General features: G+C 33.1%; 33 protein-coding genes. 32 read left to right on the top strand and 1 reads right to left on the bottom strand.

Annotation, left to right across the window (positions count from 1 at the left end):
* Positions 1-11 precede the first annotated feature (11 nt).
* From BM319_RS24595 to BM319_RS24580, 11 genes are all read left to right on the top strand, one after another.
* Positions 12-149, top strand: a complete 138-nt coding sequence (locus BM319_RS24595; protein ID WP_175495561.1) for a hypothetical protein — start codon at positions 12-14, stop codon at positions 147-149.
* Complete coding sequence (locus BM319_RS05395) at positions 149-817, top strand: Rha family transcriptional regulator (RefSeq protein ID WP_175495560.1); 669 nt, start codon at positions 149-151, stop codon at positions 815-817. The genes BM319_RS24595 and BM319_RS05395 overlap by 1 nt, the downstream gene beginning before the upstream one ends.
* Positions 818-882: 65 nt before the next feature.
* Positions 883-1056, top strand: a complete 174-nt coding sequence (locus BM319_RS24590) for a hypothetical protein (protein WP_175495559.1) — start codon at positions 883-885, stop codon at positions 1054-1056.
* A gap of 86 nt (positions 1057-1142) precedes the next feature.
* Entirely contained in the window at positions 1143-1388 is a 246-nt protein-coding gene (locus BM319_RS05390) for a hypothetical protein (protein WP_091021540.1), read from the top strand.
* A gap of 14 nt (positions 1389-1402) precedes the next feature.
* A complete protein-coding gene (locus tag BM319_RS05385) occupies positions 1403-2269 on the top strand; it encodes a DnaD domain-containing protein (RefSeq protein WP_091021538.1) in 867 nt (288 codons plus the stop codon).
* Positions 2220-3047: an ATP-binding protein gene (locus tag BM319_RS05380; RefSeq protein WP_139226488.1), complete on the top strand. Its 828-nt coding sequence runs from the start codon at positions 2220-2222 to the stop codon at positions 3045-3047. The genes BM319_RS05385 and BM319_RS05380 overlap by 50 nt, the downstream gene beginning before the upstream one ends.
* A 174-nt stretch (positions 3048-3221) precedes the next feature.
* Positions 3222-3362, top strand: a complete 141-nt coding sequence (locus BM319_RS24585; RefSeq protein ID WP_175495558.1) for a hypothetical protein — start codon at positions 3222-3224, stop codon at positions 3360-3362.
* A 46-nt stretch (positions 3363-3408) separates the two neighbouring features.
* The gene (locus tag BM319_RS05375; RefSeq protein WP_091021535.1) at positions 3409-3642 is read left to right on the top strand and encodes a hypothetical protein; all 234 of its coding nucleotides are present in this window, start codon (positions 3409-3411) and stop codon (positions 3640-3642) included.
* 60 nt (positions 3643-3702) lie between these two features.
* Positions 3703-4149 carry an ArpU family phage packaging/lysis transcriptional regulator gene (locus BM319_RS05370; RefSeq protein ID WP_175495557.1) on the top strand — a complete coding sequence of 149 codons (447 nt, stop codon included), beginning with the start codon at positions 3703-3705 and terminating at the stop codon, positions 4147-4149.
* A complete protein-coding gene (locus BM319_RS05365) occupies positions 4146-4688 on the top strand; it encodes a site-specific integrase (protein WP_091021531.1) in 543 nt (180 codons plus the stop codon). The genes BM319_RS05370 and BM319_RS05365 overlap by 4 nt, the downstream gene beginning before the upstream one ends.
* A gap of 42 nt (positions 4689-4730) precedes the next feature.
* Positions 4731-4871, top strand: coding sequence for a hypothetical protein (locus BM319_RS24580; RefSeq protein WP_175495556.1), 141 nt, complete (start codon positions 4731-4733; stop codon positions 4869-4871).
* 244 nt (positions 4872-5115) lie between these two features.
* On the opposite strand, the gene BM319_RS05360 is transcribed toward BM319_RS24580, so the two are convergent.
* Positions 5116-6561 carry a competence protein CoiA gene (locus BM319_RS05360; RefSeq protein ID WP_091021529.1) on the bottom strand — a complete coding sequence of 482 codons (1446 nt, stop codon included), beginning with the start codon at positions 6559-6561 and terminating at the stop codon, positions 5116-5118.
* 360 nt (positions 6562-6921) lie between these two features.
* Here BM319_RS05360 and BM319_RS05355 point away from each other — a divergent pair, with 360 nt between their 5' ends.
* The 21 genes from BM319_RS05355 (at position 6922) to BM319_RS05255 (ending at position 24337) form a co-directional block, all read left to right on the top strand.
* Positions 6922-8082, top strand: a complete 1161-nt coding sequence (locus tag BM319_RS05355; protein ID WP_091021527.1) for a hypothetical protein — start codon at positions 6922-6924, stop codon at positions 8080-8082.
* Positions 8083-8477: 395 nt separating this feature from the next.
* A complete protein-coding gene (locus tag BM319_RS05350; protein WP_091021525.1) occupies positions 8478-8954 on the top strand; it encodes a hypothetical protein in 477 nt (158 codons plus the stop codon).
* A 442-nt stretch (positions 8955-9396) separates the two neighbouring features.
* Complete coding sequence (locus BM319_RS05345; RefSeq protein WP_091021523.1) at positions 9397-9633, top strand: hypothetical protein; 237 nt, start codon at positions 9397-9399, stop codon at positions 9631-9633.
* 90 nt (positions 9634-9723) lie between these two features.
* Entirely contained in the window at positions 9724-10098 is a 375-nt protein-coding gene (locus BM319_RS05340) for an HNH endonuclease (RefSeq protein WP_091021521.1), read from the top strand.
* A gap of 186 nt (positions 10099-10284) precedes the next feature.
* Positions 10285-10749: a phage terminase small subunit P27 family gene (locus tag BM319_RS05335; RefSeq protein WP_091021518.1), complete on the top strand. Its 465-nt coding sequence runs from the start codon at positions 10285-10287 to the stop codon at positions 10747-10749.
* The gene (locus BM319_RS05330; RefSeq protein ID WP_091021515.1) at positions 10746-12434 is read left to right on the top strand and encodes a terminase large subunit; all 1689 of its coding nucleotides are present in this window, start codon (positions 10746-10748) and stop codon (positions 12432-12434) included. Before BM319_RS05335 ends, BM319_RS05330 begins: the two co-directional genes overlap by 4 nt.
* A gap of 13 nt (positions 12435-12447) precedes the next feature.
* On the top strand, positions 12448-12600 hold the full coding sequence (locus tag BM319_RS24575) for a hypothetical protein (protein ID WP_175495555.1): 153 nt from the start codon (positions 12448-12450) through the stop codon (positions 12598-12600).
* Positions 12600-13907, top strand: coding sequence for a phage portal protein (locus BM319_RS05320; protein WP_091021511.1), 1308 nt, complete (start codon positions 12600-12602; stop codon positions 13905-13907). The genes BM319_RS24575 and BM319_RS05320 overlap by 1 nt, the downstream gene beginning before the upstream one ends.
* A complete protein-coding gene (locus BM319_RS05315) occupies positions 13849-14454 on the top strand; it encodes an HK97 family phage prohead protease (protein ID WP_091021509.1) in 606 nt (201 codons plus the stop codon). Before BM319_RS05320 ends, BM319_RS05315 begins: the two co-directional genes overlap by 59 nt.
* 22 nt (positions 14455-14476) lie before the next feature.
* Positions 14477-15748 (top strand): phage major capsid protein, encoded by a 1272-nt coding sequence (locus tag BM319_RS05310; protein ID WP_091021507.1) that lies wholly within the window; start codon positions 14477-14479, stop codon positions 15746-15748.
* 59 nt (positions 15749-15807) lie between these two features.
* Entirely contained in the window at positions 15808-16134 is a 327-nt protein-coding gene (locus tag BM319_RS05305; RefSeq protein ID WP_091021505.1) for a hypothetical protein, read from the top strand.
* Complete coding sequence (locus tag BM319_RS05300) at positions 16118-16390, top strand: head-tail connector protein (RefSeq protein ID WP_091021503.1); 273 nt, start codon at positions 16118-16120, stop codon at positions 16388-16390. Before BM319_RS05305 ends, BM319_RS05300 begins: the two co-directional genes overlap by 17 nt.
* Complete coding sequence (locus BM319_RS05295) at positions 16387-16707, top strand: phage head closure protein (RefSeq protein WP_091021501.1); 321 nt, start codon at positions 16387-16389, stop codon at positions 16705-16707. The genes BM319_RS05300 and BM319_RS05295 overlap by 4 nt, the downstream gene beginning before the upstream one ends.
* Positions 16707-17153, top strand: coding sequence for an HK97 gp10 family phage protein (locus BM319_RS05290; RefSeq protein WP_091021499.1), 447 nt, complete (start codon positions 16707-16709; stop codon positions 17151-17153). The genes BM319_RS05295 and BM319_RS05290 overlap by 1 nt, the downstream gene beginning before the upstream one ends.
* The gene (locus BM319_RS05285; RefSeq protein WP_091021497.1) at positions 17150-17539 is read left to right on the top strand and encodes a hypothetical protein; all 390 of its coding nucleotides are present in this window, start codon (positions 17150-17152) and stop codon (positions 17537-17539) included. Before BM319_RS05290 ends, BM319_RS05285 begins: the two co-directional genes overlap by 4 nt.
* Before the next feature lie 4 nt (positions 17540-17543).
* On the top strand, positions 17544-18251 hold the full coding sequence (locus BM319_RS05280) for a phage tail tube protein (protein WP_091021495.1): 708 nt from the start codon (positions 17544-17546) through the stop codon (positions 18249-18251).
* A 763-nt stretch (positions 18252-19014) separates the two neighbouring features.
* The gene (locus tag BM319_RS25215; RefSeq protein ID WP_091021493.1) at positions 19015-19155 is read left to right on the top strand and encodes a DUF3953 domain-containing protein; all 141 of its coding nucleotides are present in this window, start codon (positions 19015-19017) and stop codon (positions 19153-19155) included.
* A gap of 210 nt (positions 19156-19365) precedes the next feature.
* Positions 19366-20886 carry a zinc-ribbon domain-containing protein gene (locus BM319_RS05270; protein ID WP_091021491.1) on the top strand — a complete coding sequence of 507 codons (1521 nt, stop codon included), beginning with the start codon at positions 19366-19368 and terminating at the stop codon, positions 20884-20886.
* A gap of 189 nt (positions 20887-21075) precedes the next feature.
* Positions 21076-21423 (top strand): hypothetical protein, encoded by a 348-nt coding sequence (locus BM319_RS05265; protein WP_091021489.1) that lies wholly within the window; start codon positions 21076-21078, stop codon positions 21421-21423.
* Positions 21423-21740, top strand: a complete 318-nt coding sequence (locus BM319_RS05260; protein WP_091021487.1) for a hypothetical protein — start codon at positions 21423-21425, stop codon at positions 21738-21740. The genes BM319_RS05265 and BM319_RS05260 overlap by 1 nt, the downstream gene beginning before the upstream one ends.
* Positions 21741-21757: 17 nt before the next feature.
* On the top strand, positions 21758-24337 hold the full coding sequence (locus BM319_RS05255; protein WP_091021485.1) for a phage tail family protein: 2580 nt from the start codon (positions 21758-21760) through the stop codon (positions 24335-24337).
* The last annotated feature ends 9 nt before the right edge of the window (positions 24338-24346 follow it).

Raw genomic sequence — 24346 nt, 5'->3', positions numbered from 1 at the left:
AGCTGAAATTAATGTTATCTCTTTACGCAATGGGACTTTTAATCGGTGGAGGACTTACAGGATTGTTAATTGCTGTAGCGTGTAGTCCTCAGCGAATCAAAGAAAAATTTAATTCACTTTTATGGAATCCAGAGGAGGAAGAAATTTAATGTGTACATTACAAGTTATTAATCATAATGGAGTAAACGTTATTAGTTCAGTAGAAGTTGCTGAAATGGTTGGAAAAGAACATAGCGATTTAATGAAATCAATTCGTAAGTATGTAGAAACTCTTCACTCGGCAAATCTTCCTAGTGAAAATTTCTTTTTAGCAAGTGAGTACCTAAATTCAAGAAAACAGCTACAACCATGTTTCCTACTTACTAAAAAAGGTTGCGATATGGTAGCAAACAAAATGACTGGTGAAAAAGGAATTTTATTCACCGTAGCTTATGTAGATAAGTTTTATGAAATGGAAAAAGTAGTTACTCAACAATTACCATCAATGACACCATTACAAATGATCCATACCATGACTAATGAAATGATGAAACAAGATGAACGTTTAGCATCCTTAGAAGATAAATTAAATCACCAGTTAACTTTAGATTTTGGTCAACAAAGAATGGTTCAAAACGCTAAGAACAAGCGAGTTTATCAATTATGGAATAACGGAAAAATCAACTCAGATATTTTAGATACAGTTCAAAAAGTTCATGCTGCTATTGGTAGAGATTTAAAAAATATTTTTGCAGTAAACAGTTTTAGAGATATACGTAAACATGAGTATGAGGAAGCAATTAACTACATAAACGCTTGGAGACCTAGCTTAGTTTAAATTTATAACTTATTTGCGAAATTTGTTTACTGAAAAATGGAATATTTCTGAAGGAGGTGAATGATTTGAATAATAAAGGAGATTTAATTGTAAGTGAATGTATTGGTTGTAATGAAGAAATTTTTGAAGGTCAACCAACATTATCTCAACCAGAAGGAATGATGCATGATGACATCGATTGTATAGTTCAATACGTACGAGAAATTAGCTATATAGGTGTAGCTAAAATAAAAAATTAGCCAACCCAAAGGATCAGCCAATAATGTTGCCTAGACAACTTCATTATTGCATTGATCCATTGGATTAGCAATAGGAGGGGATAAGAATGGAAGAAGTTTACGAATTTGATAAACAAGGAAGGATGACCTATCATCCGGACTTTCATTTTAATTATGGTACACCTGTTACAGAAGATGAAAAGGAATATCTTTGTAAGTTTTATGAAACAGATGATATAAGAACATTGGCTTTTGCGGTTGGAAGAACAGAAGGTTCCATAAGAGTTCTTGTTAAGCAAATGGTTAGGAACGGAAAATACACGTTTTATAAAAATAGAGGACTTTATTATTAAACGGGGTGAGTTTATTGGCTTTATTTAGATCAGTACAAACTATTTTTTGGGATGATCCAAAGGTGTTGGAAGAATTAACGCCTGAAGACAAATACTTTTATCTGTATTTAATTACTAATCCGAACGCTTCACAAATCGGTATTTATCAAATCACTAAAAAGCAGATGGGGTTTCATACTGGCTATTCAATTGAAACGATTAATCAGTTAATGGATCGTTTTGAAAACAACCACAAAATAATTAAATACAATCCAGAAACTAGAGAATTAGCAATTAAAAATTGGGCTAAATATAATTTCCCGCGATTAGGAAAACCGATCGAAGATTGCGTTAAGAAAGAAATTTCACTTGTTAAAGATAAAACTTTGATTGAATTTGTTGCAGAAAATATTGAGAAGAATGAAAAGCTTTTCAAGTTATATACGTCACGTATCCCGTCACATAATACGTCACGAGAGGAAAAAGAAAAAGAAAAAGAACAAGAAAAAGAATATAAAAAAGAACAAGAACAACAACAAGAAAAAGACGAAGTGACTGTCACGAAAGAAAATGAGCCAGTTGTTGATGATGTTAATAAAGATGATGCAATTATATTTTATGAAAACAATTTCGGAGTACTGAACCCGTATATTACGGAAGATATTCTCTATTGGTGTAAAGATTGTGACGAAAGTTTAGTAATTGAATCAATGAAAAGAGCATTAGCTCAAAATAAACAATGGGCATATGCAGTAAAGATATTAGTATCCTGGAAAAGGAGAAATATAAAATCGATGGATGATGTTTACGCAGATGATATTGCTTTCAAAAAACGAAAGGAGCAATTAAAAGATGAGTCTAAAAGAAGCGATCAACCAGATATTGAATACATCGGCTTGTGATGAAAATCATGAAGGAATTACATGTGACCATTGCGGAACATTCATTCCAAAGCATAGAGTTAAAATTTCAATTTTAAATATTGATAGATGGGTTCAACCAGTATGTAAATGCATGAAAGAAATTGAGCATAATCGAATTAGAGAAATGGAGAACTTTCAAAAGCGTGCGGATATTGAAAGACTATTTTCAATAAGTAATCTTGGCGATAAATTTACACAATCAACATTGGAGAACTTTCAACATAGAGAAGGTACGGAGCACGCTTTTAAAGCTACAAGGAAATATATTGAAGAATACCCTAATTGGAAACAAGATGGGTTATTAATTTGGGGAGCATACGGAAATGGGAAATCTCATTTAGCTGCAGCTGTAACAAATGTATTAAATAATAAAGGATATATTGTTGTTTTTCAAAGTGTACCAGAACTATTAGAGCGTATAAAAAGCACGTTTAACAATGACAACAAAGAAACAAAACAGCAAATTATGAAGGCTCTTTTAGAATGTGATCTTTTAGTACTAGATGATATTGGAGCCGAAAAACTAACTGATTGGGTCCAAGAAGTGATGTTTAACATTATTGACGGTCGTTACCGTAAAAAACTACCAATCTTTTATACTTCTAATCTCAAACCAGTTGAACTTTCTATTCAGATCGGACCACGTTCATATGACCGTTTAGTTGAAACCAGTTTAACAATAGAAAATAAAGCGACTTCTTTCCGACGAGAAATCGCTAAAGAGAGATTGCAAAACTACTTAGAAGAAAACAAATAAAAAAATGGACATGCTTAATATAGCTTATTGCGGGTCCTTAGAAAATCAGAACTAAAAGGAGAATGTAATTATGAAAAAAACGAATGCTCAAATTAGTAAGCTGCATTCCATAAAACCTTATTAGAGTTAAAAATAAAAGAGCAACAAGAAGAAATAACAAGTTTACAAAACAAAATGGGATATGAAGTAGTTCGTTCTAAAAGAATCATGAATGAAAATACACAATTACGTGAAGAAATCGAAAGGCTTAAAAGAGAGTATGAAGATAAATTAGCTAGTTTCATTGCAAAACTCATTCAAGAGACCGTTAAGTAATTTATTAATACCTAACCGAAAAATAAATCATGAAGGAGAGAATTAAGTGAAATTAGTTACATGTACAAGAACATTGGTAAACAAACTTTCTTTTACAGAAGGACAAGCAATTCGAGCCTTAGTCGTTGAATTAAATGGTCGAACAAAATTAACAATTATAAGCGGTGAAATCGGTGGTGGTTCTCGCTATACAAAGTCAACTATTAATAATGCTTTAGCAAAACTTGAGATTACTGGAATTTTGAGAAGTAGAGGTTTGGGTGAAGGGTACATTAATTGAAGTTTTGAATCCTTCAGCTCTTGAATCAGTAGTTAGTTTAATTGGTTAGGGGGAATAAGCGTGCAGCTGGACTTTGATCTACCAAAAGTTAATGAAAAAGAAACGAAAATAAAATTAGAATCAGAGTTTGAAAAGTATAGATATCTGCTTTTAAAGTCCGGTGAAACAGACTTTCCTAGCATTACACAAACATATACCTTTCAACCTCCAAGTAAAACAAATATCATTCATTCGAGCGTTGAGCATGCAGCAATAAAAAGTGTAGATAAGGAAAATTTTAGAAAAGCCTTCCTGGGAAGAATGCAGTTATCAGTTAACCGATTAAGTTTCCTTCAAAGAGCAATACTCATAAGACGCTATATGACAGACGATAGTATTTTTGATTATGAGGTTTTTAATGAATTAGGAATGTCTGAACGAAATTATCATCGTATTAAGGCAAAGGCTCTTCTTAGATTAGCTACCATTCTCAATTTAGAAGTATTTGAGGAGGTAGGAAGTAAATGAATTTTGTTCAACCGATAAGGGACATAGAAAAAATTGAATTAATAAAAGAATTCTTAAAAGCTGAAAATGACCGTAATTATATGATTTTTCTAATGGGGATATATACAGGTTTACGTATTTCAGACATTCTTAATTTAAGAGTGTCTGATGTAACTGGTATTCACATCATTATAAGAGAACAAAAAACTCGAAAAAAGAAGTGGGTTCGTATTAATCCAGAGTTAAGAAGGGAACTTAACACATTTGTATTAGGAAAAAAAAGTAAGGAATATTTGTTTAAGAGTCGTCAAGGGAAAAATAGACCTATCACTAGATCTATGGCATATCGGATATTAAGAAAAGCTGCTATAAAATTCAAGTTAAAAGATATCGGAACACATACATTAAGAAAAACATTTGGATACCACTTCTATAAACAAACAAAAGATATTGCTCTATTACAGAAACTTTTTAACCATTCTAAGCCAGAAATTACTTTGCGCTATATAGGAGTGGACCAAGATATTCTAGATAAAGCCATGATCAATTTTAAATATTAAGGAGCATAAATTTGGTAGCTTAATAGAAAGGAGATGTTAAAATTGAGCAAATCTGATTGTGACATGTATATAGAATGGTTAACCATTTGGTCTGAATACAGTAAAGAATACTGGATTAGACAAAGTGATGAGATTGTAAGAATAAATTATCAAAGACATTTGGAGGAATTAGTACTATCATGACAAATTGCCACCTTACAAGGTGGTTTTTTTATGTGCAAATTTAAATTATACATATTTTTGTAAGTGTGGAACTACAAATGAATGTTAATGAAAATACATGATAGAAATGGCTTTACTTCACCTGTGTCAGTTCAACAGTTTATTAGATATGATGAACTCATTGGTTATAAAAAGTATTGTTAATTAAAAACCACCTTTGGCACTAAATTTGCGAAAGGTGGTTGACAGAATTATATAGTTTGAATTATTCCAAATCCATTGGGTCCAAAACTAAAGAAGTTGGTTTTTTAATAATTATTTTGCTGTTTATTTGTTCAATGCATTCATCAATTTCTTCTTTTGATTTAAGGTAGCGATACCGGAGGGCGTAATCAATAACGCTTGGATTATCTTCCCATGGCTTTAAAGAAGACTTTATTCCTTCTAATTTTTTGTAAACATATTTTGTTCTATATGTTGTAAGCTTTTCCAATACATCTCGATGTTTTTTATATACATACTCCACTAATTCAAACTTCTTTCTATCTTTATCTATTAAATATTTTTGTAAAGTACTAGAGTTCTGTTCAACAAGGAAATTTAATTTGTAAAAATCAGTTTCATAGTTGATTGTTGTTAGGAATTTATTTAATAAGTCATTTTCTTCTTTCCAGCTCTTGAATTCACTTAATAAAGAAAACAAATTTTTGATAAGTTTATCATATTTATCAAAGAATTCATGATTTCTAAGGTTTCTAATATCTTCAGCGAGTTCCTCTTTGTTTTCCCTCATGAATTCCCAAATAATATTAGTTAAATCTTCACCGTATTTCTCTTCTGCAAATTTTCTTTTTTCAATTGCTCGTATTTTTAATTCCTCTTCTAATCTTTTCTGTTCTTTTCGTTTCAGTGTATGCAAGATACTGCTCAACTTACTTTTCATACGGTCTTCCAATTCATTACAAACAAAAACTCCGTACAAAAATTCTTTATTTACTTTAATGTTGACTTTATTAATATGGCAGGAATGTTTTATTGGATTATGGTAAATATATTCAGTTTTTACCTCCAATCTATTTACTATTCTTCTTTCGTAAGATGAGGTAAATTCAAAATCAATGGTTATCTCGGAATGTTCTAAATCTAAAAAATAACATAGACCTGTTTCTTTAAAAATTTCTGTTTCTAAGTCTTTTCTTAGACGAGCATTCTCAATTCCTTTTGCGGTTGAAAACTTCATATATTTAGCTTTATCTAAAATCCAAAAATCCTGAATACCTGCTGATTGATATAGTTCGTGTCTTTGCTTCCATTCTTTACTGGAAAGTGGACTATGCTGAAATTCAATTGCCCAGCGAATACCTTTTAATTCTGCTTCAGTATGCTCCACATAAATATCTGCTATTTGTCTAGTTTCTGCTATATAAACCTCGTATTCAATCTCAGCTGTAGGAAAGTTCTTTATTAGCCAATTAAACAATATCTCTTTACCTTTTATGTGGGAATAGGTTTCTGATTCGTAATTAGTTACTACACAATCAGATTTATAATGAGCAAAATGAGCTCTGACTTTTTCTCCTTTTTTAAAAACTACATTATTTTCACAGTTTGGACAGAAAAGACCACGTTCTCTCGATAGTTTACGTATAGATTCTTCTACACAAGTTGATGCAATAAAAGTATCTTTGTTTGCATTTATACATCTTAGCAATTATATTCCCCCTTTTACATAATTTTAACATGTTTTTCCAATTTTTCGGATTATCTTATAAGTAGTAGTTTATTATTTATTAGATTGAAATTAAGAATGTTCTAGAAATGTTGTCTATAGAATTATATTTTAGTATTAATTCTTAACAATTTTAATTAATAGAGTCTTTGAAAAAGTTTGTGGTAAAATTAAATTAATAATACTAATATTTCATTTTTTTTTCTAAGAGTGAAACACTCTAACTATATAATTTGCTTTTGTATAAATAGCTTTCCTACTCTCTAAATATTAATAATTAATGTTTTTAAAGTCTGAAAAATATATTTTTTATAAATTTGTTTTATGTCAGGAGTTAAATGAATGAACAAAGAAAATATTGAGTTTTTAGGAAGTTTTATCGGAAATGATTGGATTGAGGAACAAATTGCAAATGTAGAAAGAAAATCTTTTTTGAAGGAAAGAGGAAATCATTATGATTTATATCATCCTTTTGTTCATTATAAGTACGAGTTAGATTATCTGATACGACGAGCGGAGATTGAAAAGAATGATGATATTGTTTTGGGAGAATACTATCACATTTTGAACAACGCAGGATCTTTATTGAGATTTAATTATAACAAACTAGCAAACTTAAAAGAAATTCAAATGCGCCTTAGAGATTCCAAACAATTTCACGACATTATATGGGAGCTTGAAGTAGGAACCATGCTAGAATTAAATGATGCAAAGGTTGAATTTAAGAAACCAAAGCAGGGAAATTCAAATGATCTAAAATTTAAAATAGATGATAGGCTTATTGAAGTAGAAATTAAAAATAAAACAATTGAAAATGAAATTTTTAAAAGAAACCAGATTTTTACACAATTACTAATTGATAAATTGAGTAAATTAAAGGTGCTTGAGGGTAAAGCTATTTTAATAGAGTTTGAAGTGAGTAGATATGAAGACATTAGTCTAATTTGTAAAGAAGTAGAATCGAAATTTAATGTTTTTGATTATATTTCAGTAGATGGAAAATATAAAATAAGATCAAAAGATAGATATTTGAAGATCCCAATTCAAAAAATACTTGAAAATAATACAGTTAATAGTGTTTTGGAAAGTAGAGAAGTATCAAAAAAAGATTTATTTAATGATGATATTGGCGGGAAATTAAAAACTAGGTATATAATAAAATTTCCAGAGCAAAATTATGAATTAAAAAACATAAAATCAGTTCTGAAAAAAGCAAATAAGCAATTACCAAATGGTGGAGTAGTATTTTTAAAAGTTCCACATTCAACTTTTGAAACTTCTATTAGTGACATAGAAAGGGCGTTGAAAGGGAATTTTTCGAATATTTCAGCAGTAAAGCTCTTTGGTACCAGTTTATCTACATTAAATAATCAAGGAGTACGAGAAGATAGAAAAGAAAGATTAATTATTTCGGACAAATCAATGTTTAAGTTGTCAAAAAATGAATTTGATTTTCTTTCAAAAGACATGTATTTCTCAAAATATAAGAATTCTGTAAAATAATTAAAACTATTTGAAAAATTATCGTTGACGATTAAATGATTGGGTGAAAAATAAAATAATTTGTGGCAGAAATTTGGCAGATAAATGGCAGAAACACGGCAGAACATTTGCTTTATAATGTGTTAAATTTGTATTAAAGAGAATTTATAAATCCTCTTTTGCTATTTACTGGTTCTTTGACAACTGAATAATCTGTACTTGCGAAAGAGAAGTCCTTGAGTAAGGGCTTCTTTTTTTATTCTTTGTAAACTGAATCTATTAGGGATGGTTTCCCCTTTCTCTCCTTATTTCTAATAGATCTGGTTTATAAGGAATAAATCTCCTTTTGTTGAAAATAAAGATGGTTCTCATTTTGCTTATTTGATAATATGAAGTTGTCAATAAGGAGGGAGAAAATGATCTGGTTAAATATTTGCACTTTAATTATTTCTTTTTGTTCATTATTTATACTTTTTTATAATGCATATAGAGATACAATTAACAAGAGAAAAGATCGGACAATCACTATATTGTTATCAGAAAAGAGAAGAATGCAAAGTGATTTAATGGATCACATAACAAAGGTTTTGCATTTAGTTAGAAAAACAAAAGAAGAACTTAATATTAATGAAAAAAAGAATGTTAAATTAGAACTACTAAATCATAAAGTATTTATTTGGATTAATTTGGATAATGAAAATAATTTTTCCGAAGAATTAAGGGATAATTTAAACGACGTTATTTTTAAATGTGCCTCGTTTTTAGAAAAAGAAGGAAGTAAAGATGAATTTCGATTATTTATTACATCAACTCAAAATAATGAAATGGCTATTTGGCAGTTAATAGATAAATATATCGAAGAAGAAAAGAATTTAATTGAAGAATTGATATAGCTAATAAGCATCCCTAGAAGGATGCTTATTAATTTTGTCCAAAGAGTTGTGCTTATGAAGATTGCGGATCACTTATCTATAGAACAAAAAAATAAGTTTTTTAGATTAGATCACCTAAGAAAAGGATGATACCTCATAAACTGGAAAGAAATAATGGGAATGAATAGAGATATATACCCAAGAAGAAATGGAGCTTTGAAAAGGAAACAACTTCCTTTTTGTCGAAATGTATCGACATAGGAGGTAAGGAAAGATGGGTTTTAGATATGATATGAGAGGGATGACTCCTCAACTACAAGCTATCGTTAGAGACAGAGATGTCAAGAAAAGCTTTTGAAAGAAAACCAAAAACTACAACCACCAAAACCTACAACCACCAAAACCTGATTATTCCAATAATATATATCTTGCATATAAAGGAATATTTAATGGTGATTATTAATTGGTTGTTTTTTACAAAGGAGATATCAATGTACTTGAATTAAGAGTGTCTGGTACAGCAATTGCAAATGCTCCTTGTGGCTTATCAACTACAAATATTCATAGTTGGCTTTGGGAAACAGGTAATTCATTTATTAAAGAAATAAATGACAATGGAATTACCTTAATGATTAAATCCTACGATATTAGTGATAAGAAGTTAGTGACAACTTGGGAAAAATTAAGGAAGGCGGTTTAAATAATGAAAGATCCAGGTGGTGGTGGTGGCCATTAATTAGAGAAAAGCATTCACTTAGGTGAGTGCTTTTTTATATGGAGTTGAATAACAATGGCTAACAAACCATTAAGACCATGCAATAAACATGGCTGCCATAACTTAACACGTAATTCATATTGCGATAAGCACCAGTACATTAAAGATCTACATAACAACGAACGTGCTAAACGATACGATCAACACAAACGTGACCAAAGAAGCAAATCATTCTATGTCTCTAGCTTATGGAAGAAGGTAAGAGACTCAGTAATGAGAAGAGACCTTGGACTATGCCAGCAATGTATACGTGAAGATAAGATAACCTTGGCTGATGTGGTCCATCATATTGTAGAAATAAAAGTGGATTGGTCTAAGAGATTAGATAAGAATAACCTTGAGGCTTTGTGTCATTCATGCCATAACAAGGTAGATCACAAGAATGGTTGACGGTATGTGCCATATTCTAATCGCTTTAGTATGGCTTGTACCAAAAGATAGCTTGCCCGAGATAAATGGTATTCGGACAAGGGGTAGGGGTATCAAAAAAGCTAGGACTCGCGGCTATAATACCCTGTATCCACACAGACACACAAAAAATTCCCCACGGGTTTTTTCAGAAGGAGGTGAGCATGCGTGGCAGGGCAAAGACAACCAATCGACTTACTTTTGATTAAAGGAAATAAGAATTTAACAAAAAAAGAGATTGAGGAACGGAAAGCAACAGAGGTTAAAGCCCCGTCTGATAAGGTCAAACCACCTGCTTACCTTCCGAGCAATTTAAAAAGAGAATTTAAAAAAATAGCTGACGAGTTAATGCAAATCGGGATTATGACAAATCTTGATGTTGATGCATTAGCTCGTTTTTTAATTGCTAAAAACATGTACGTTAAAATCTCAAATCAGTTAATTAATTTAGATCCATTAAGTCAAAAATTTGAAACACTTATAGCTCATCAAGATAAATTCTTCAAGCAATCTAGACAATCAGCAATGGACCTTGGATTAACCATTTCTTCTAGATGTAAGCTTGTTATTCCTAAAAATAATGAAGCTAAAGAAAAGACTGCTTCACAAAAGAGATTTGGTGATCGCCTATGACTCCAATCGAAAGAGTTTGGGATTATGCCAATAAAATTGTTTCGGGTGAATTAGTTACTTGTAAAAAGCACATTTGGGCAGCGCAACGTTTTATTAAGGACATAAATCGTATACAAGATGATGATTGTCCTTTTACTTTTGATGTAGATATTCTTGAGGATTTTAATGAGTGGGCTAAAGAATTTAAACACTCTGAAGGTATATTAGCAGGACAACCGATTATCTTAACGGATTTTCAATTGTTTATCGTTGCTAATATATTTTGCTTTATCAATAAGAAAAATGGATCTAGACGATTTCGTAAAGTTTATATCCAGTTAGCACGTAAAAATGCTAAATCACAGCTATTAGCTTTAATTGCAACCTATGAAACATTCTTAAGCGATGAGAAACACAGGGTATATATAACTGGTTGGTCTAAGGAACAATCAGATGAAGTATATAATGCCGTTTTAGACCAGATAAGGAACGCCGATATTCTTAAAAGCACCTACAAAGACTCATATGGAAAAGTAACCAGAACTAAAACTAACTCGATTATCCAGCCACTTTCAAAAGAAACTAGAAAATTGGGAGATGGAAAAAACCCATCTGTAGGAATTGTCGATGAATATCATGCTCACGAAACATCTGAAATTTATGATGTCATTCTATCAGGAATGGTTGCTCGTAAAAGTCCTCTAATGGTAGTAATCACAACAGCAGGCTTTGACTTATCTAGACCGTGTTTCAAGGAATATCAGTATGTAACTAAAGTGTTAGATCCTGATAATACTGTAGTAGAAAATGATGATTATTTCGCTCTAATTTGTGAACTTGATGAAGGTGACGACATTAAGGATGAACGAAATTGGATAAAGGCAAATCCGATCGTAGGTACTTATGAAGAAGGATTAGATTCACTGCGTTCTGATATAAAGGTAGCACTAGAGCAACCGGAAAAAATGCGCGGATTCATGACAAAGAACATGAACATTTGGTTAGATAAGAAAGAAAATGGATACATGGAATTGAGCAAGTGGAACCTATGTGAAGCTAAATTTGGTTTGGAAGACTTTAGAAATACCAAAGTATTTATTGGGGTCGATTTATCTGCAAAAGAAGACTTAACTAGTGTTACCTTTATGGGACGACTAGACGGAAAGTTTGCTGCAGTTCACCACTCTTTTATTCCGGAAGATAAATATAAACAGAGAATGGCAATTCAAGATATTCGTTTTGATTTATTCGTAGAAAATGGATATTTAACAATTATTCCTGGTGCAGTTATTGATCAAGAGGATGTTGAGAAGTTCATAGTGGATAGGGTGAAAGAATACAGTCTTGATGTTATTGAATTATGTTATGACGAGTGGAATGCTTCGCAGTTTGCGATAAATATGGAGAAAAAAGGTTTTACATGTGTCATTATCCCTCAATATTTAAAAGTTCTAGCTGAACCTACTGCAGATTGGAGAATACAGGTTTATAAAGGTAATGCAGTACATCAAGGTGATGGATTATTGACTTGGGCTGTGTCTAATGCAGTTACAATTATGGATTCGAACGGTAACTTTAAATTAGATAAAAAGCGAAGTGCAGATAAAATTGACCCAATCGCTTCTCTAATCAATGCATATGCTCGAGCGATGAGAGGTTTACCATTACCAAGCGTTTATGAAGGAAGAGGATTTGTTTCGTTATAAGGTAGGTGAGAACATGGATAGAAATGATTACATTGGAATATTTGGCTTTTTAAGTTTTTCAGTAGGTACTTATTTAGTGAGTCCTGCAGTGATGTTTTTATTGTGCGGATTGCTTTGCATGGGAGTAGCTGTAATGGGTGCTAGGAAGGGGGTGAATAAAAAATAATGGGCTTCCTTACAAGTTTATTTGAAAAAAGAGATTTACCCTTATCTCAAGCAACAAGTGGTAGTTGGCTTTATGATCTATGGACTGGAGGAAAAACTGCTTCAGGTCAATCAGTTAATGAATTTAGAGCGATGCAACAGGCCACTGTTTATGCATGTCAAAGAATTATTGCTGAAACCATTGCTTCGTTAGAGTGCAGAGTCTATAAGAAAAGTGCTAACGGTAGTAAAGAAATAGCAGTAAAACATCCACTTTGGCCTGTTGTACATCATAAGCCTAATACAGAAATACCAGCTTTTAATTTTTGGGAAACTATGGTTCACCATTTGCTATCTTACGGGAATGCTTATGCTGAAATTATAAGAGATGGCAATGGAAAAATTGTTGAGTTATGGCCTCTATTGCCAGACCAAACAACTTTAGAACGAAATCCTAAGAGTTTAAAACTCTGTTATTGGACTATTATTCCTACAACTAATGAGCAAGTGGTTTTACCATTTGAGAAAGTGCTGCATATTGCAGGGTTAGGATATGATGGTCGTCAAGGATACAGTCCGATTCAATTAATGAGAGAAACATTAGGATTAACTCTTTCTCTAGAAGAATATGGTGCAAGGTATTTTGGGAACGGTGCAAAACCTGGTGGAGTTATTGAACATCCTGGTAACTTATCTGAAACAGCACAAGATAATCTTAGAAGTTCATGGAATGAAATGCATCAAGGATTAACTAATAGTCATAGAATTGCAATTCTTGAAGAAGGGATGAAATATCATCAACTTGGACTTGCTCCAGAAGATAGTCAATTTCTTGAGAGTAGATCATTTCAAAAGCGTGAAATAGCTCAAATTTATCGCGTTCCACCTCACATGATTGGTGATTTAGAAAAAGCTTCTTTTGCAAGCATGGAGCAACAGTCTTTAGAGTTTGTTCAAAACTGTATTAGACCATGGCTCGAAAGAATTGAACAAGCAATTCGTTTTAAATGCCTATCAGACTTTGAAATGGACAAAATCATTATCGAATTTAATGTAAACTCTATTCTTCGAGGTGACTCAAAAACGAGGAATGAAGTTCTGCAAATTAAACGTCAAAACGGTGTAATTACTGCTAATGAGTGGAGAGAAGCTGAAGGGGATAACCCAAGTGATGATGAAGCTGCAGATAAATTATTGGTGAATAGTGCCATGGTTGCTGTAAATGCAGTAATAAATCCAATCGACCAAGCACCGAAAGGAGGTGGAGGAGATGGAAAACAAAGAAAAACGAAGTCTGACACTAGCGCCGGAGATTCGGGCGAACAATAGTGATGTTGAACCTAGTAAGATTTTCGGCTATGCAGTGAAATGGGGAGAACGTTCCAATACAATTGGATATTACTACAAATTTGAGGAGCGCTTCGAAAAAGGCGCTTTTTTTGATGCCATAAATGGTGATGTGATCGCAGCCTGGAATCATGATTGGAACGAAATATTAGGTCGTTCTACTTCCGGGACACTCTTATTAGAGGAGGATGACATTGGCTTAAGGTATGAAATTACAATGCCTTCATGGGCTGACAAGTACGTTGAAACCGTCCAACGTGGAGATGTTACTGGCTCATCATTCACTTTTGTTCCAGAAGTAGAAGAATGGGATGAAACAAATGAAATCGCTTTAAGGACCATTAAAAAAGCAAAACTTTATGAAGTAAGTCCTGTTATTTTCCCGGCATATCCTCAATCGGAAGCTGGAGTTAGGTCAATGGAAGATGTTTTCGAGGCATTCCAACGTTCAAGAAATCCAAGCTACGATGATTTTTCAAAAAAGATAGATTTAATGCGTAAGAAGCTTAATTTATCAGAAAAACAATAAAAATAGATAAGGGAGAGTCAATATGAAGAAAATTATTGAATTAAGACAAAAACGAGCAAAAGTTGTCGCTGAATCAAGACAATTAATTGATGATGCAGAAAAAAGAGGCGGTTTTACTGCTGAAGATGATATAGCTTATGATCGTATGAATACAGAAATTGATACTTTAACGAAAGATATCGAACGCCATGAACGTCAATATCAACTTGAGCAAGAGAATAACGAGTACCGCGATTCTTCAGGTGCAGGTTTAGTAGGTGGCGAACAACGTACTGATTCACAAGAAAATGTACCATTTACTCATCGTGAAGAATACCGTTCAGCATTTAACAAATTCTTAATATCTGGTATGGCTGAATTAAATAACGAAGAACGCTCAATTCTTGGAAAAGGTAGAGCACAACTTGAAGGTCGTGCACTTTCAGCAGTAACTGGTTCAGCTGGTGGATTCACAGTGCCACAAGGTTTTTATAATTCATTAATTGAATCTTTAAAAGCATTCGGTGGTATGCGTAAAGTAAAATCTACAATTCTTCGTACAACCACAGGTAATACATTACCGATTCCAAAAGTAGATGATACTGCAAACGTAGGGGCGATCGTTGGTGAAAATACAGCTGCAGGTAATGCGACTGATGCAGTATTCAGTCAATTAAATCTAGGAGCTTACAAATATACATCAAAAGTATTCTTAATTCCTATTGAACTATTACAAGATTCAGCATTTGATATCGAGGCGTATATTCGTAAAATTATTGCGACTCGTATCGGTCGAATCACAAATACACATTTCACAGTAGGTACTGGTTCTGGTCAACCTACAGGTGTATTAACAAATGCAACATTAGGTAAAACAGGTACTACTGGACAAACTACATCAATTATTTACGATGATTTAATCGATTTAATTCACTCTGTAGATCCAGCTTACCGCGAGTCAGGATTATGCGAATTTATGCTTAATGACAACTCATTAAAAGCAATTCGAAAATTAAAAGATTCTCAAGGCAATCCATTATGGCAGCCAGGATTAGTTCAAGGTCAGCCAGATAAAATCCTTAACTACAATTACACAATTAATCAAGATATGCCTACAATGGCAGCTAATGCTAAGTCCCTTCTTTTCGGTGACTTATCTACTTTCATCATTCGTGATGTTATGGATCTTTCTATCTTCCGTATGGGTGAGAAGTTTATCGATTCAGGACAAGTTGGATTCGTAGCATTCAGCCGACATGACTCAGTTTTAACTGATACTGCAGCAGTTAAATATTACGCTAACTCAGCAACTTAATAAATTTTTAGATAGAGCGTCCTAGTGGCGCTCTTTATTATAATTGGAGGTGTAGGCTATTGCCAAAAGTAAAAATGAAAGTCAGTATGGCTGGTAGTGAATTTTCATATGTACCTGGAGATATCATCGATGTAAGGGATGATGTAGCAGAAGCGTGGGTAACTAATGATATTGCAGATATATTTGTCCCACCAGAAGAAAAGGTTATCGTTCATAAAGAAGAACCAATAGAAGAGGACAAAACTGAATCTGTTGAGGGAGAAACACAAGAAACTCCAACAGAAGAAGAAAAAGCCGAATCTGTTGAAGAAGAAACTAGCAAAGAAGAAGTTAAGCCTAAAGCATCACCTAAAGAGAAGGTGACAAAAGATGCTAACACTAAATGAAGCAAAATCGTTCTTAAGAATTGATTTTAATGATGATGATTCAGATATTAATAGTTTAGTAATAGCTGCTGATTTATTTGTAGTTGGATCATCTAACAAAAATGTTGATAAAGAAAGTGAACTTTATAAACTAGCTTGTAAATTACTAGTGAATCACTGGTATTTAAATCGCGAAGTTGTCGGAAAGGCCGATAAACTAGCATTTTCATTAAAAGAAATTCTATTTCAACTGAAATATAATACGGTGGCACCATGAGGATAGGCCGTATGAATAATAAAATCACAATTCAATCTCCACCGTCGGGAAGAGATTCTACAGGTCAAACTGTTAATGTATGGAATGATGTCCGCACAGTTTGGGCATCTAAAGAATTTCTGATAGGTAAAGAGTTTTATGCTGCTAATCAGACTCAAAATAGTGTCGAAGTGAAATTTCGTACCTATTTCTATTCAGGAATGAATAAAACCATGAGGATAGTTCATGGAAATGACACTTATGAAGTAATAAGTGTAAGTGATCCGGAAGATTTGAAGAAAGAATTACTTTGGTACTGTAAGAAGGTGAAGAAGTAATGGTTGAAATCGAAGGATATAGGCAATTAGAACAAACGCTGGGACAACTGGAGAAAATACCTCAAAAAATAGTCACTAAATCAGCTCGTAAGGGTGCGAATGTTGTATTTAAACAAGCTAAAAAGAACACACCTGTAGAAATTGGAAATCTTAAAAAAGGAATCATTTTAAGGCCTGAAAAAACGAGGACTAAAGGTAAAAAAGTATTTCAAGTAGTAATGGATAGGAGATTTAACCGTTTCTTTGTAAAGATAAGTAAAAGTGGTAAACGAGCATATTATCCAGCATCTCAAGAATACGGATTTTTTAGTCGCGGTCCTAATGGGTCAAGAGGAAGGTATATTCCAGGTTATAACTATTTACGTGGTTCCAACGATTCAAAGCAAGGCGAAGCTAAACAAATAATTATTAGAACAATGCTTACTGAGGTGGATAAAATTTTATGACATTTGAAGAAGCATTATATTTTGAATTAAGCAATATCCCGGAACTAAACGGAAACATCTATCCAATTCACGCTATTGAAGGTGAAGAAGGACCATTTATGACTTATTACAGGGATGATGTGAATTATCCAATCAATTTAAATGGACCTTCAACTGATGTAGAAGGAATTTATGTTTTAGACATTTTGCATCCTTCATACAAAGAGGTTCAGACGTTATTTAAGCTAGTAAAAGACAAGATTATTAGTTTTTTAGGTAGAAATATTGGGGTGAATGGACCTTTAATCCAAATGCTTTCAATTAATAATGTTAAAGATCTATATGAACAAGAATTAGATTACAATCGATTGAATTTTAATATTCACGTTAAATACAAGGAGGTATAAAAAAATGGCTACTGCTGCAATGGGTACAAAATTACAAATTGGCGCAAATAATATTACAGAGCTTAATTCAATTGGTGGTTTAGAATTATCTGCAGATACTTTAGAAACTACGAACTTAGATAGTAATGGTTGGAAAACGTTTATTCAAGGTCTAAAAGATGGTGGAGAGGTGAATATTTCTGGGACTTTTAATCCAGCTGATACTACTGGTCAAATCGCTGTTTATAATGCATTTAATTCTGGAGCGCTAACACCATTTACAATCCTATTCCCTTCTTCATTAGGAGCAAGTTGGACATTCAATGGTATCGTTACAAACGTTAAAACAGATGCTCAAAAAGAAGATTTCATTCCATTTGAAGCTACTATTAAAGTAAGTGGACAGCCTTCACTTGGTCTAACGCCATCTGGAGGGCTTACAGGTTTATCTTTAACTGGTACAGGTGGAACATTAACTCCTACATTTAATAACGGTACTTACACTTACTCATTTAGTGGTGTAACTGCCACTTCAGTACAAATTACTGCTACGGCAGCAAACCACACATTATCACTTTTTATTGATGGTGTATTCTCACAAGTATTAACAAGTGGATCACCTTCTGCATCAATTCCAATGTCTGTAATTGGTTCTAAGATGCTAACCATTTTAGCAACTGAATCTGGTAAGACTCAAAAAGTATATGAAGTTGCTGTTGTTAAAACTGCTTAAGACTATTAAATTCCTTGTCTTTTATTTTCTTATTCAACTAAATAGCAGATTAGTTTAATAAGATGAACGGAAGTTATAAGAGATAACAGTGAAATAAGCAAATATTTTATTTCTACTATGCGTCCTTTTTTTTTGTTACATATGGTAAAATATGGTAATGGTTATCATGGGAAGTGGGGGGCATTTTGAGAAAATATTTAGGTATTGTTTCCATTCTTGTACTACTCATTGCGTGCTTGATTTTTAAAATATTTATCTATGGAAGAGTAGGGGCTAGGTATGTGCCATTATTCCTAAGTGCTTATATCTTATCAGCAATTTGTTGTTGGTTCAGTTACCGAGGTATCTGGAAGGTCATTGCTGCGATCATTCTCCTCTTTATCCTAGTATCTTGCATCTTTATTGCAATAGGTCTTAACAACTCAAACTTTGGAACATAAACACTATCGGAAAGAAGAAAAATCAGTAAAAAATTCACAATTTTTCCTTCTTCAACTACCATGGGAGTACGATATAAACTTCCATTCACTGTTGTGAATCTGAGGATTTATGGATGGCTAACGCATGCGTTAGTAATATAATTAATTTAGTAGTTGCATCTATTAATTTTGTTTAATAATGAATGTTTACTTATTAAATAATGAATCTACCACTAAGTAACGGAGGAAAACATGTTGAAGTTATTAAGAATAATACCTGGTGTGATCGCCTTCACTTTGGCTATCTATGGCTTAATATCTAGTAAGACGGTATTAATGCCATAATGTTCTTTTTCTTAGGTTCAATGTTTTTGGTAACAGGTATATCGGAATTTCGATTAAAAAGAAAAAGAACTGCTTATATTAATTTTTTTGTATCTTTGTTTGTGTTCGTTGCATCAATACAAGGATTCTTATACAACTAACGCATGCGTTAGTTACTTAACAGGATCGACGATTTGTCGGTCTTTTTTTTGTGAAAAAATATAAGAAGTATGAAGTCCAGAACTTGTAAGTTCTGGACAATATGTATTCACAGAAGTCATTACTTTAGATGTGTTGACTGTAGTATAATGGATTTGGCCTGTTGAAACGGAATTATCTGTACCAAATAAATAGCTAAAGGAGGGGAAACGTTGGCTATACTGGAAAAAGAAGTTTGGGTTGTTTTAGGTAATAACATTAAGCATTATGAAGATCTAGGCTATGACATACCTAGATCGAAAGATAAAAAAGGAAGGATGAAAACACCAAAAGGAACAGAAATATGGGTGAAAATAGAGCATTTACCAAAAGGTTCATCGTCGGCAAAAGTAACCAAAATTTGTGATGATTGTGGGAAACACATTCCCGATCAACCTTTTAGTGTAATAATGACATCCCGAAAAAAGAACGATGGAAAAGATAGATGTTTTAAATGTGGCACTGTTTATGCGGGAATGATTAGGAAAAAAAATATGCCTTATGAAAATTCATTAGAGTATTACGCGCAAAATAGAGGGAAGGAATATCTATTGTCTGAATTTAGCCCAAATAATACAAAAACACCAAAAGAAATTTCATACGGAACTGATGAAAAATGTCTTTGGATTTGTCCTAACTATCAACACGAATATGCAATGAGAGTTGCTGATAGAACAACTGATAAAAATACTAATTGTCCTTATTGTTCAGGACATAGGACGTTAAAAGACTTCAATGATTTATGGACAACGCACTCGCAAATAGCTAAATTGTTGAAAAACAATTCACGAGGCTATGAAGTTACTGCTCATAGTGATAAAAAAGAGATTTTTCTATGTAACAATTGTGATTTTGAAAAAACAATGCAAATCAAAGCAGTAACTCGACGTGGGTTTTCCTGTCCAAGATGTTCAGATGGGTTAAGTTACCCAGAGAAGTTCGTTTTTGAGTTTATAACCCAATTAAATGTGGATTTTGAATTTCAAAAAACATTCAACTGGTCAAAAAACGTTCTTCATACTAATTCAAAATTAAATGGAACAAAAATATATGATTTTTATTTCCCTTCTTGGATTATGATTGTTGAAACGCACGGCGAGCAACACTCTAATGTAAGGGGTTTTTCTGAAATTGGCGGCAAAACAGGTGAAGAAGAACGAGAAAATGATGCGTTAAAAAAGAATCTCGCTAAAGAAAATAACATTAAAATTTTTGTGTCGTTAGATTGTGAAAAATCAGAACTCGAATACATCAAAAACAGTATCCTATCCAGCCGTTTAGCTACTATCTTTAATTTAGACCAAATTGATTGGTTGAAATGTCATGAAGTTGCTTGCAATAGTTTCATCAAAAAGGCTTGTGATTATTGGGTTGATAATAATAATATAACTGAAATCAGTAAAATCATGAAATTAAGTAGATATACGATTATAAAATATTTAAAACAAGGTAAATTATTAAACTGGTGCAATTATGAAGCTTTGATAAAGCAAGATTGGAATCCAAAAGAAATCATACGACTCACTTTGGATGGTATATTTATTGATTGTTGGAGTAGCATGAATCAAATTTCTAACTCTTTAAATATACCCATAGGTCATATACCAGCGGTTTGCAAAGGCAAACGACAAAGTGCCAGTGGCTATAAATGGATGTATAAAGAAGATTACGAAAAGACACTTCTAGGCAGTTAATCATATTATAGATGGGATTATGGGTGTCGACACGTGGAACAACCTATAATAGAAAGTTTAAATTTACTCAACTAATGCATGTGTTAGTTGTATAAGGAAAAGGCAAGACCACATTTTTGTGGTCTTTTTATTTGTTCTAAAATCAACAATTAATTTTTATAGATTTATATTTTTAAGGAGGAAATTCTCATGAGTAAAAATAGCGAAACAGTAATTATTAAACTTGATAAACCACGCAATCTTAGATTTGGACACAAAGCATTAAAACAATTAAAAGCAATGACTGGAAAAACTTTAGTTCAAATTGATGAATCGATTACTAATCTAGATCCAGAAGAAATTGAAATTTACATGTATTGTGGCCTTTTAGTGGATGCAAAAAGTAACAATGAAGATTTAACTTTGGAAAAAGTTGAAGACATACTAGAACACGCTGAGAACTATAAAGTGATTATCGAAAAAATTGCAGAAGCTGTTTCTAGAGCTTTTGGTGCTGATGGTGATGAATTAAAAAACATAATGGCGATGGACAAATAGTGGAAGATAAGGATTATGACTTTGACGAAACATTGTCTATCGCTGTTGAAATAGGAATTAGAATACAAGATTACGAGGAAATGACTCCGTATGAACTTGGACTTCATGTAAAGGCATTTAATAAACGTTTAGAAACTGAACATAAAGATAAGCTTACTTTAGCTTGGCTGGGTGCGGTTTGGCAAAGAGCTGAAAAGATGCCAAGTCTTGAAGAAGTAATAGGCAAACAACTTATCAAAGAGAAAAAAATGTCTGCTGAACATATGTTGAACATGGTCAAAGTCATGAACGCAGCATTTGAAGGTACTACATACTAAAGGAAGGAGGTAAACATATGGCTAGTGGTTTAAGAAACTTATTGGTCCGTATTGGTGCGGATATGTCACAAATGAAGTCAGAAATGAACAAAGCTAAAAGCACATTAAGTGGATTTCAAAGTGGAATCAAAGGAGTTGTAGGGAAAATAGCAGGAACATTAGCTACTATTGGAATTGGCGCTTTAGTTAAAGATGCAACATCTGATGCAATGAAATTTGAAGCATTGATGGGAACACTTAGTGAAACATTAGGTTCAAGTATAAATGATTTTGCTAAGTGGCAAGATTCGGTTGGTAGATCACTTGGGTATTCTAAATTACAAAGTGCCGAACTTGCAAATACTCTTTCATTAAACTTTAAAGGGATTGCAACAAGTCAAGCGGACTTATTAGCAAAAACAACAGAAATGATGAAAGTTGCAGCAGTTATAAATTCTAAACGTGGGATGGCTATGACTGAAGTTTCTGATCGTATCCGTTCTGCTATGAATCAAGAAGCAGATGGTGCTGATGAACTAGGAGTAAATGTTCGTGCTAGTGCTATTATGCAAAGTGATGCTTATAAACAAATGGCAAATGGAACACCTTGGGCGCAACTTAGTACGAATATGCAAAAAACCATCCTTTACCACCATATTTTACAACAAGTAAGTCAAAATCTAGGTATCGAAGTCGCAGATAATACAGCTATGAGGATGAATATATTTAAAGCTGCATTATTAGATGTGAGACTCGCTTTAGGTCAAGCTTTCTTGCCAATGTTAAATGCAGCGTTGCCTTATTTAACTGCTTTTGCAAATAGCGTAACAAGAGCTTTAGGTGCAGTAGCTTCATTTATGAATGCTTTATTTGGTAACAAAAAGAAGGTTAAAGATGCAACGAAAACATTCCAAATGCAGACTGCTACAACGAATAAACAAACAACCTCTGTTGGTAAATTAGGTGATCAGTTCACTAAAACTGGTAAAAAGGTTAAAAAAGCAGTCGATACAATGAAAAGCACTTTAGCAGGATTCGATGCGCTAAATATCCTTTCTTTTGGAATTTTAAACACTCCAGATCCTGGCACTGGGGGAAGTTCTGGTGGTGGCGGTGGTGTAATTGATCCTGGAAGTGGAAACGAAGGAGATCCACCAGATAATGAAAGTAAATGGGAAGAATGGGCGAACAATGTAAAGAAATGGCTTGCTTCATTAAAACCAGAATGGGATAACTTGAAAGCTGGTGCAGATAAGTTCTGGCAAGGTTTAGTTGATATATGGAATACACCGTTTATTCAAGGTCTTGTAAATGACGCGTTAGATTTAGCTATGACCACATTTAGAGTAGCGATCGATCTAGTAGCTGATTCACTGGATATTCTAGGGGATATCTTTAGTATTATAGCTGATGTTTTAAACGGTGATTGGAGCAAAGCGTGGAAAAATACAAAGGAACTTGTTTCGGATGTTTACGATCTGTTCGCTGACTTCTTAGTCAATATTGCCGGTGATAAATGGGGTAAAAAACTTCAAGAGGAATTCGATATATTCAAACAAACATGGTCGGGTATTACTAAAAGTTGTGAAGAATTTATCTTAGGTTTATTCAAAATGGAAACATGGGAAAAGGCATGGAAACAAATTTCTACATGGGACGGTGGGAAATGGTTTAAAGATAATATTTTCCCTAAAATTTCAACCGCGTTCGAAAATATAGGTGGATCTACTACTGCGCTAGGTGAAAAGATCTGGAATAACATTCAGTTTGCTTTTACAACTGGTAAAGTTGGCGATATTACAAAATGGTTCAGCGATAACGTTTTAGGTAAAGTAACAAGCGCTTTTAGTGGTACTGGTATCGGTTCTAAAATATGGGACAATATCAAAGGTTATTTCTTAGCGATTGACGAAACTAAATGGTTTCAAGGTGTTAGAGATAATGTATCAAAAGCGTTCGGGGGCGACGGGATTGGCTGGAAGATTTGGGACAATATTAGAAGTTACTTCAGTAAATTAGACGAATCAAAATGGTTCAGAGATAATGTATTAAAATATGTTACTGGCGGGTTTTCTGGATCTGGTATCGGTTCGAATATTTGGTCTAATATTAAATCTGGTATTACTAAAGTAGGATCAAAAAATATTACTAGTTGGTTTAGTTCGAATGTCGCTAGTCCGATTAGAAAGGCATTTAGCAGCATAACAAGCGGTTTAGGTGGTTCAATTACAAGTGGTTTTAAAACTGTTTACAATAAAGCTGTTGGATTTATCAACAGTATGATTGATGCAGTAAATAAGATGGTTAAGAAATTAAATAAAATCCCTGGAGTTTCTGGTATTCCTACAATCGGTAAAATTCCTAAGTTAGCAAAAGGCGGTATTACTACAGGTTCAACTATTGCTAATATTGGTGAAGCTGGTCGTGAAGCGGTTTTACCATTAGAGAATAACACAGGTTGGATGGATACCTTGGCAAACAAATTGGCTAGTTCTATGGCTGGAGGTCGCGGTGGTGACATAGTAGTTCAAGTCGGTGGCAGAGATTTAGGAAGAATTGCTCTTGGTCATATAAATGACCTCAGACGACAATCTGGCAGACCAATTCTGAAAATATAGGAGGTTGAT

Source organism: Bacillus sp. UNCCL81 (assembly GCF_900112535.1).
In the GTDB taxonomy this organism is placed as follows: domain Bacteria; phylum Bacillota; class Bacilli; order Bacillales; family Bacillaceae_G; genus Gottfriedia; species Gottfriedia luciferensis_B.
The sequence above is the reverse complement of the archived record's forward strand: the minus strand, read 5'-3'. Positions and strand labels throughout refer to the sequence as shown.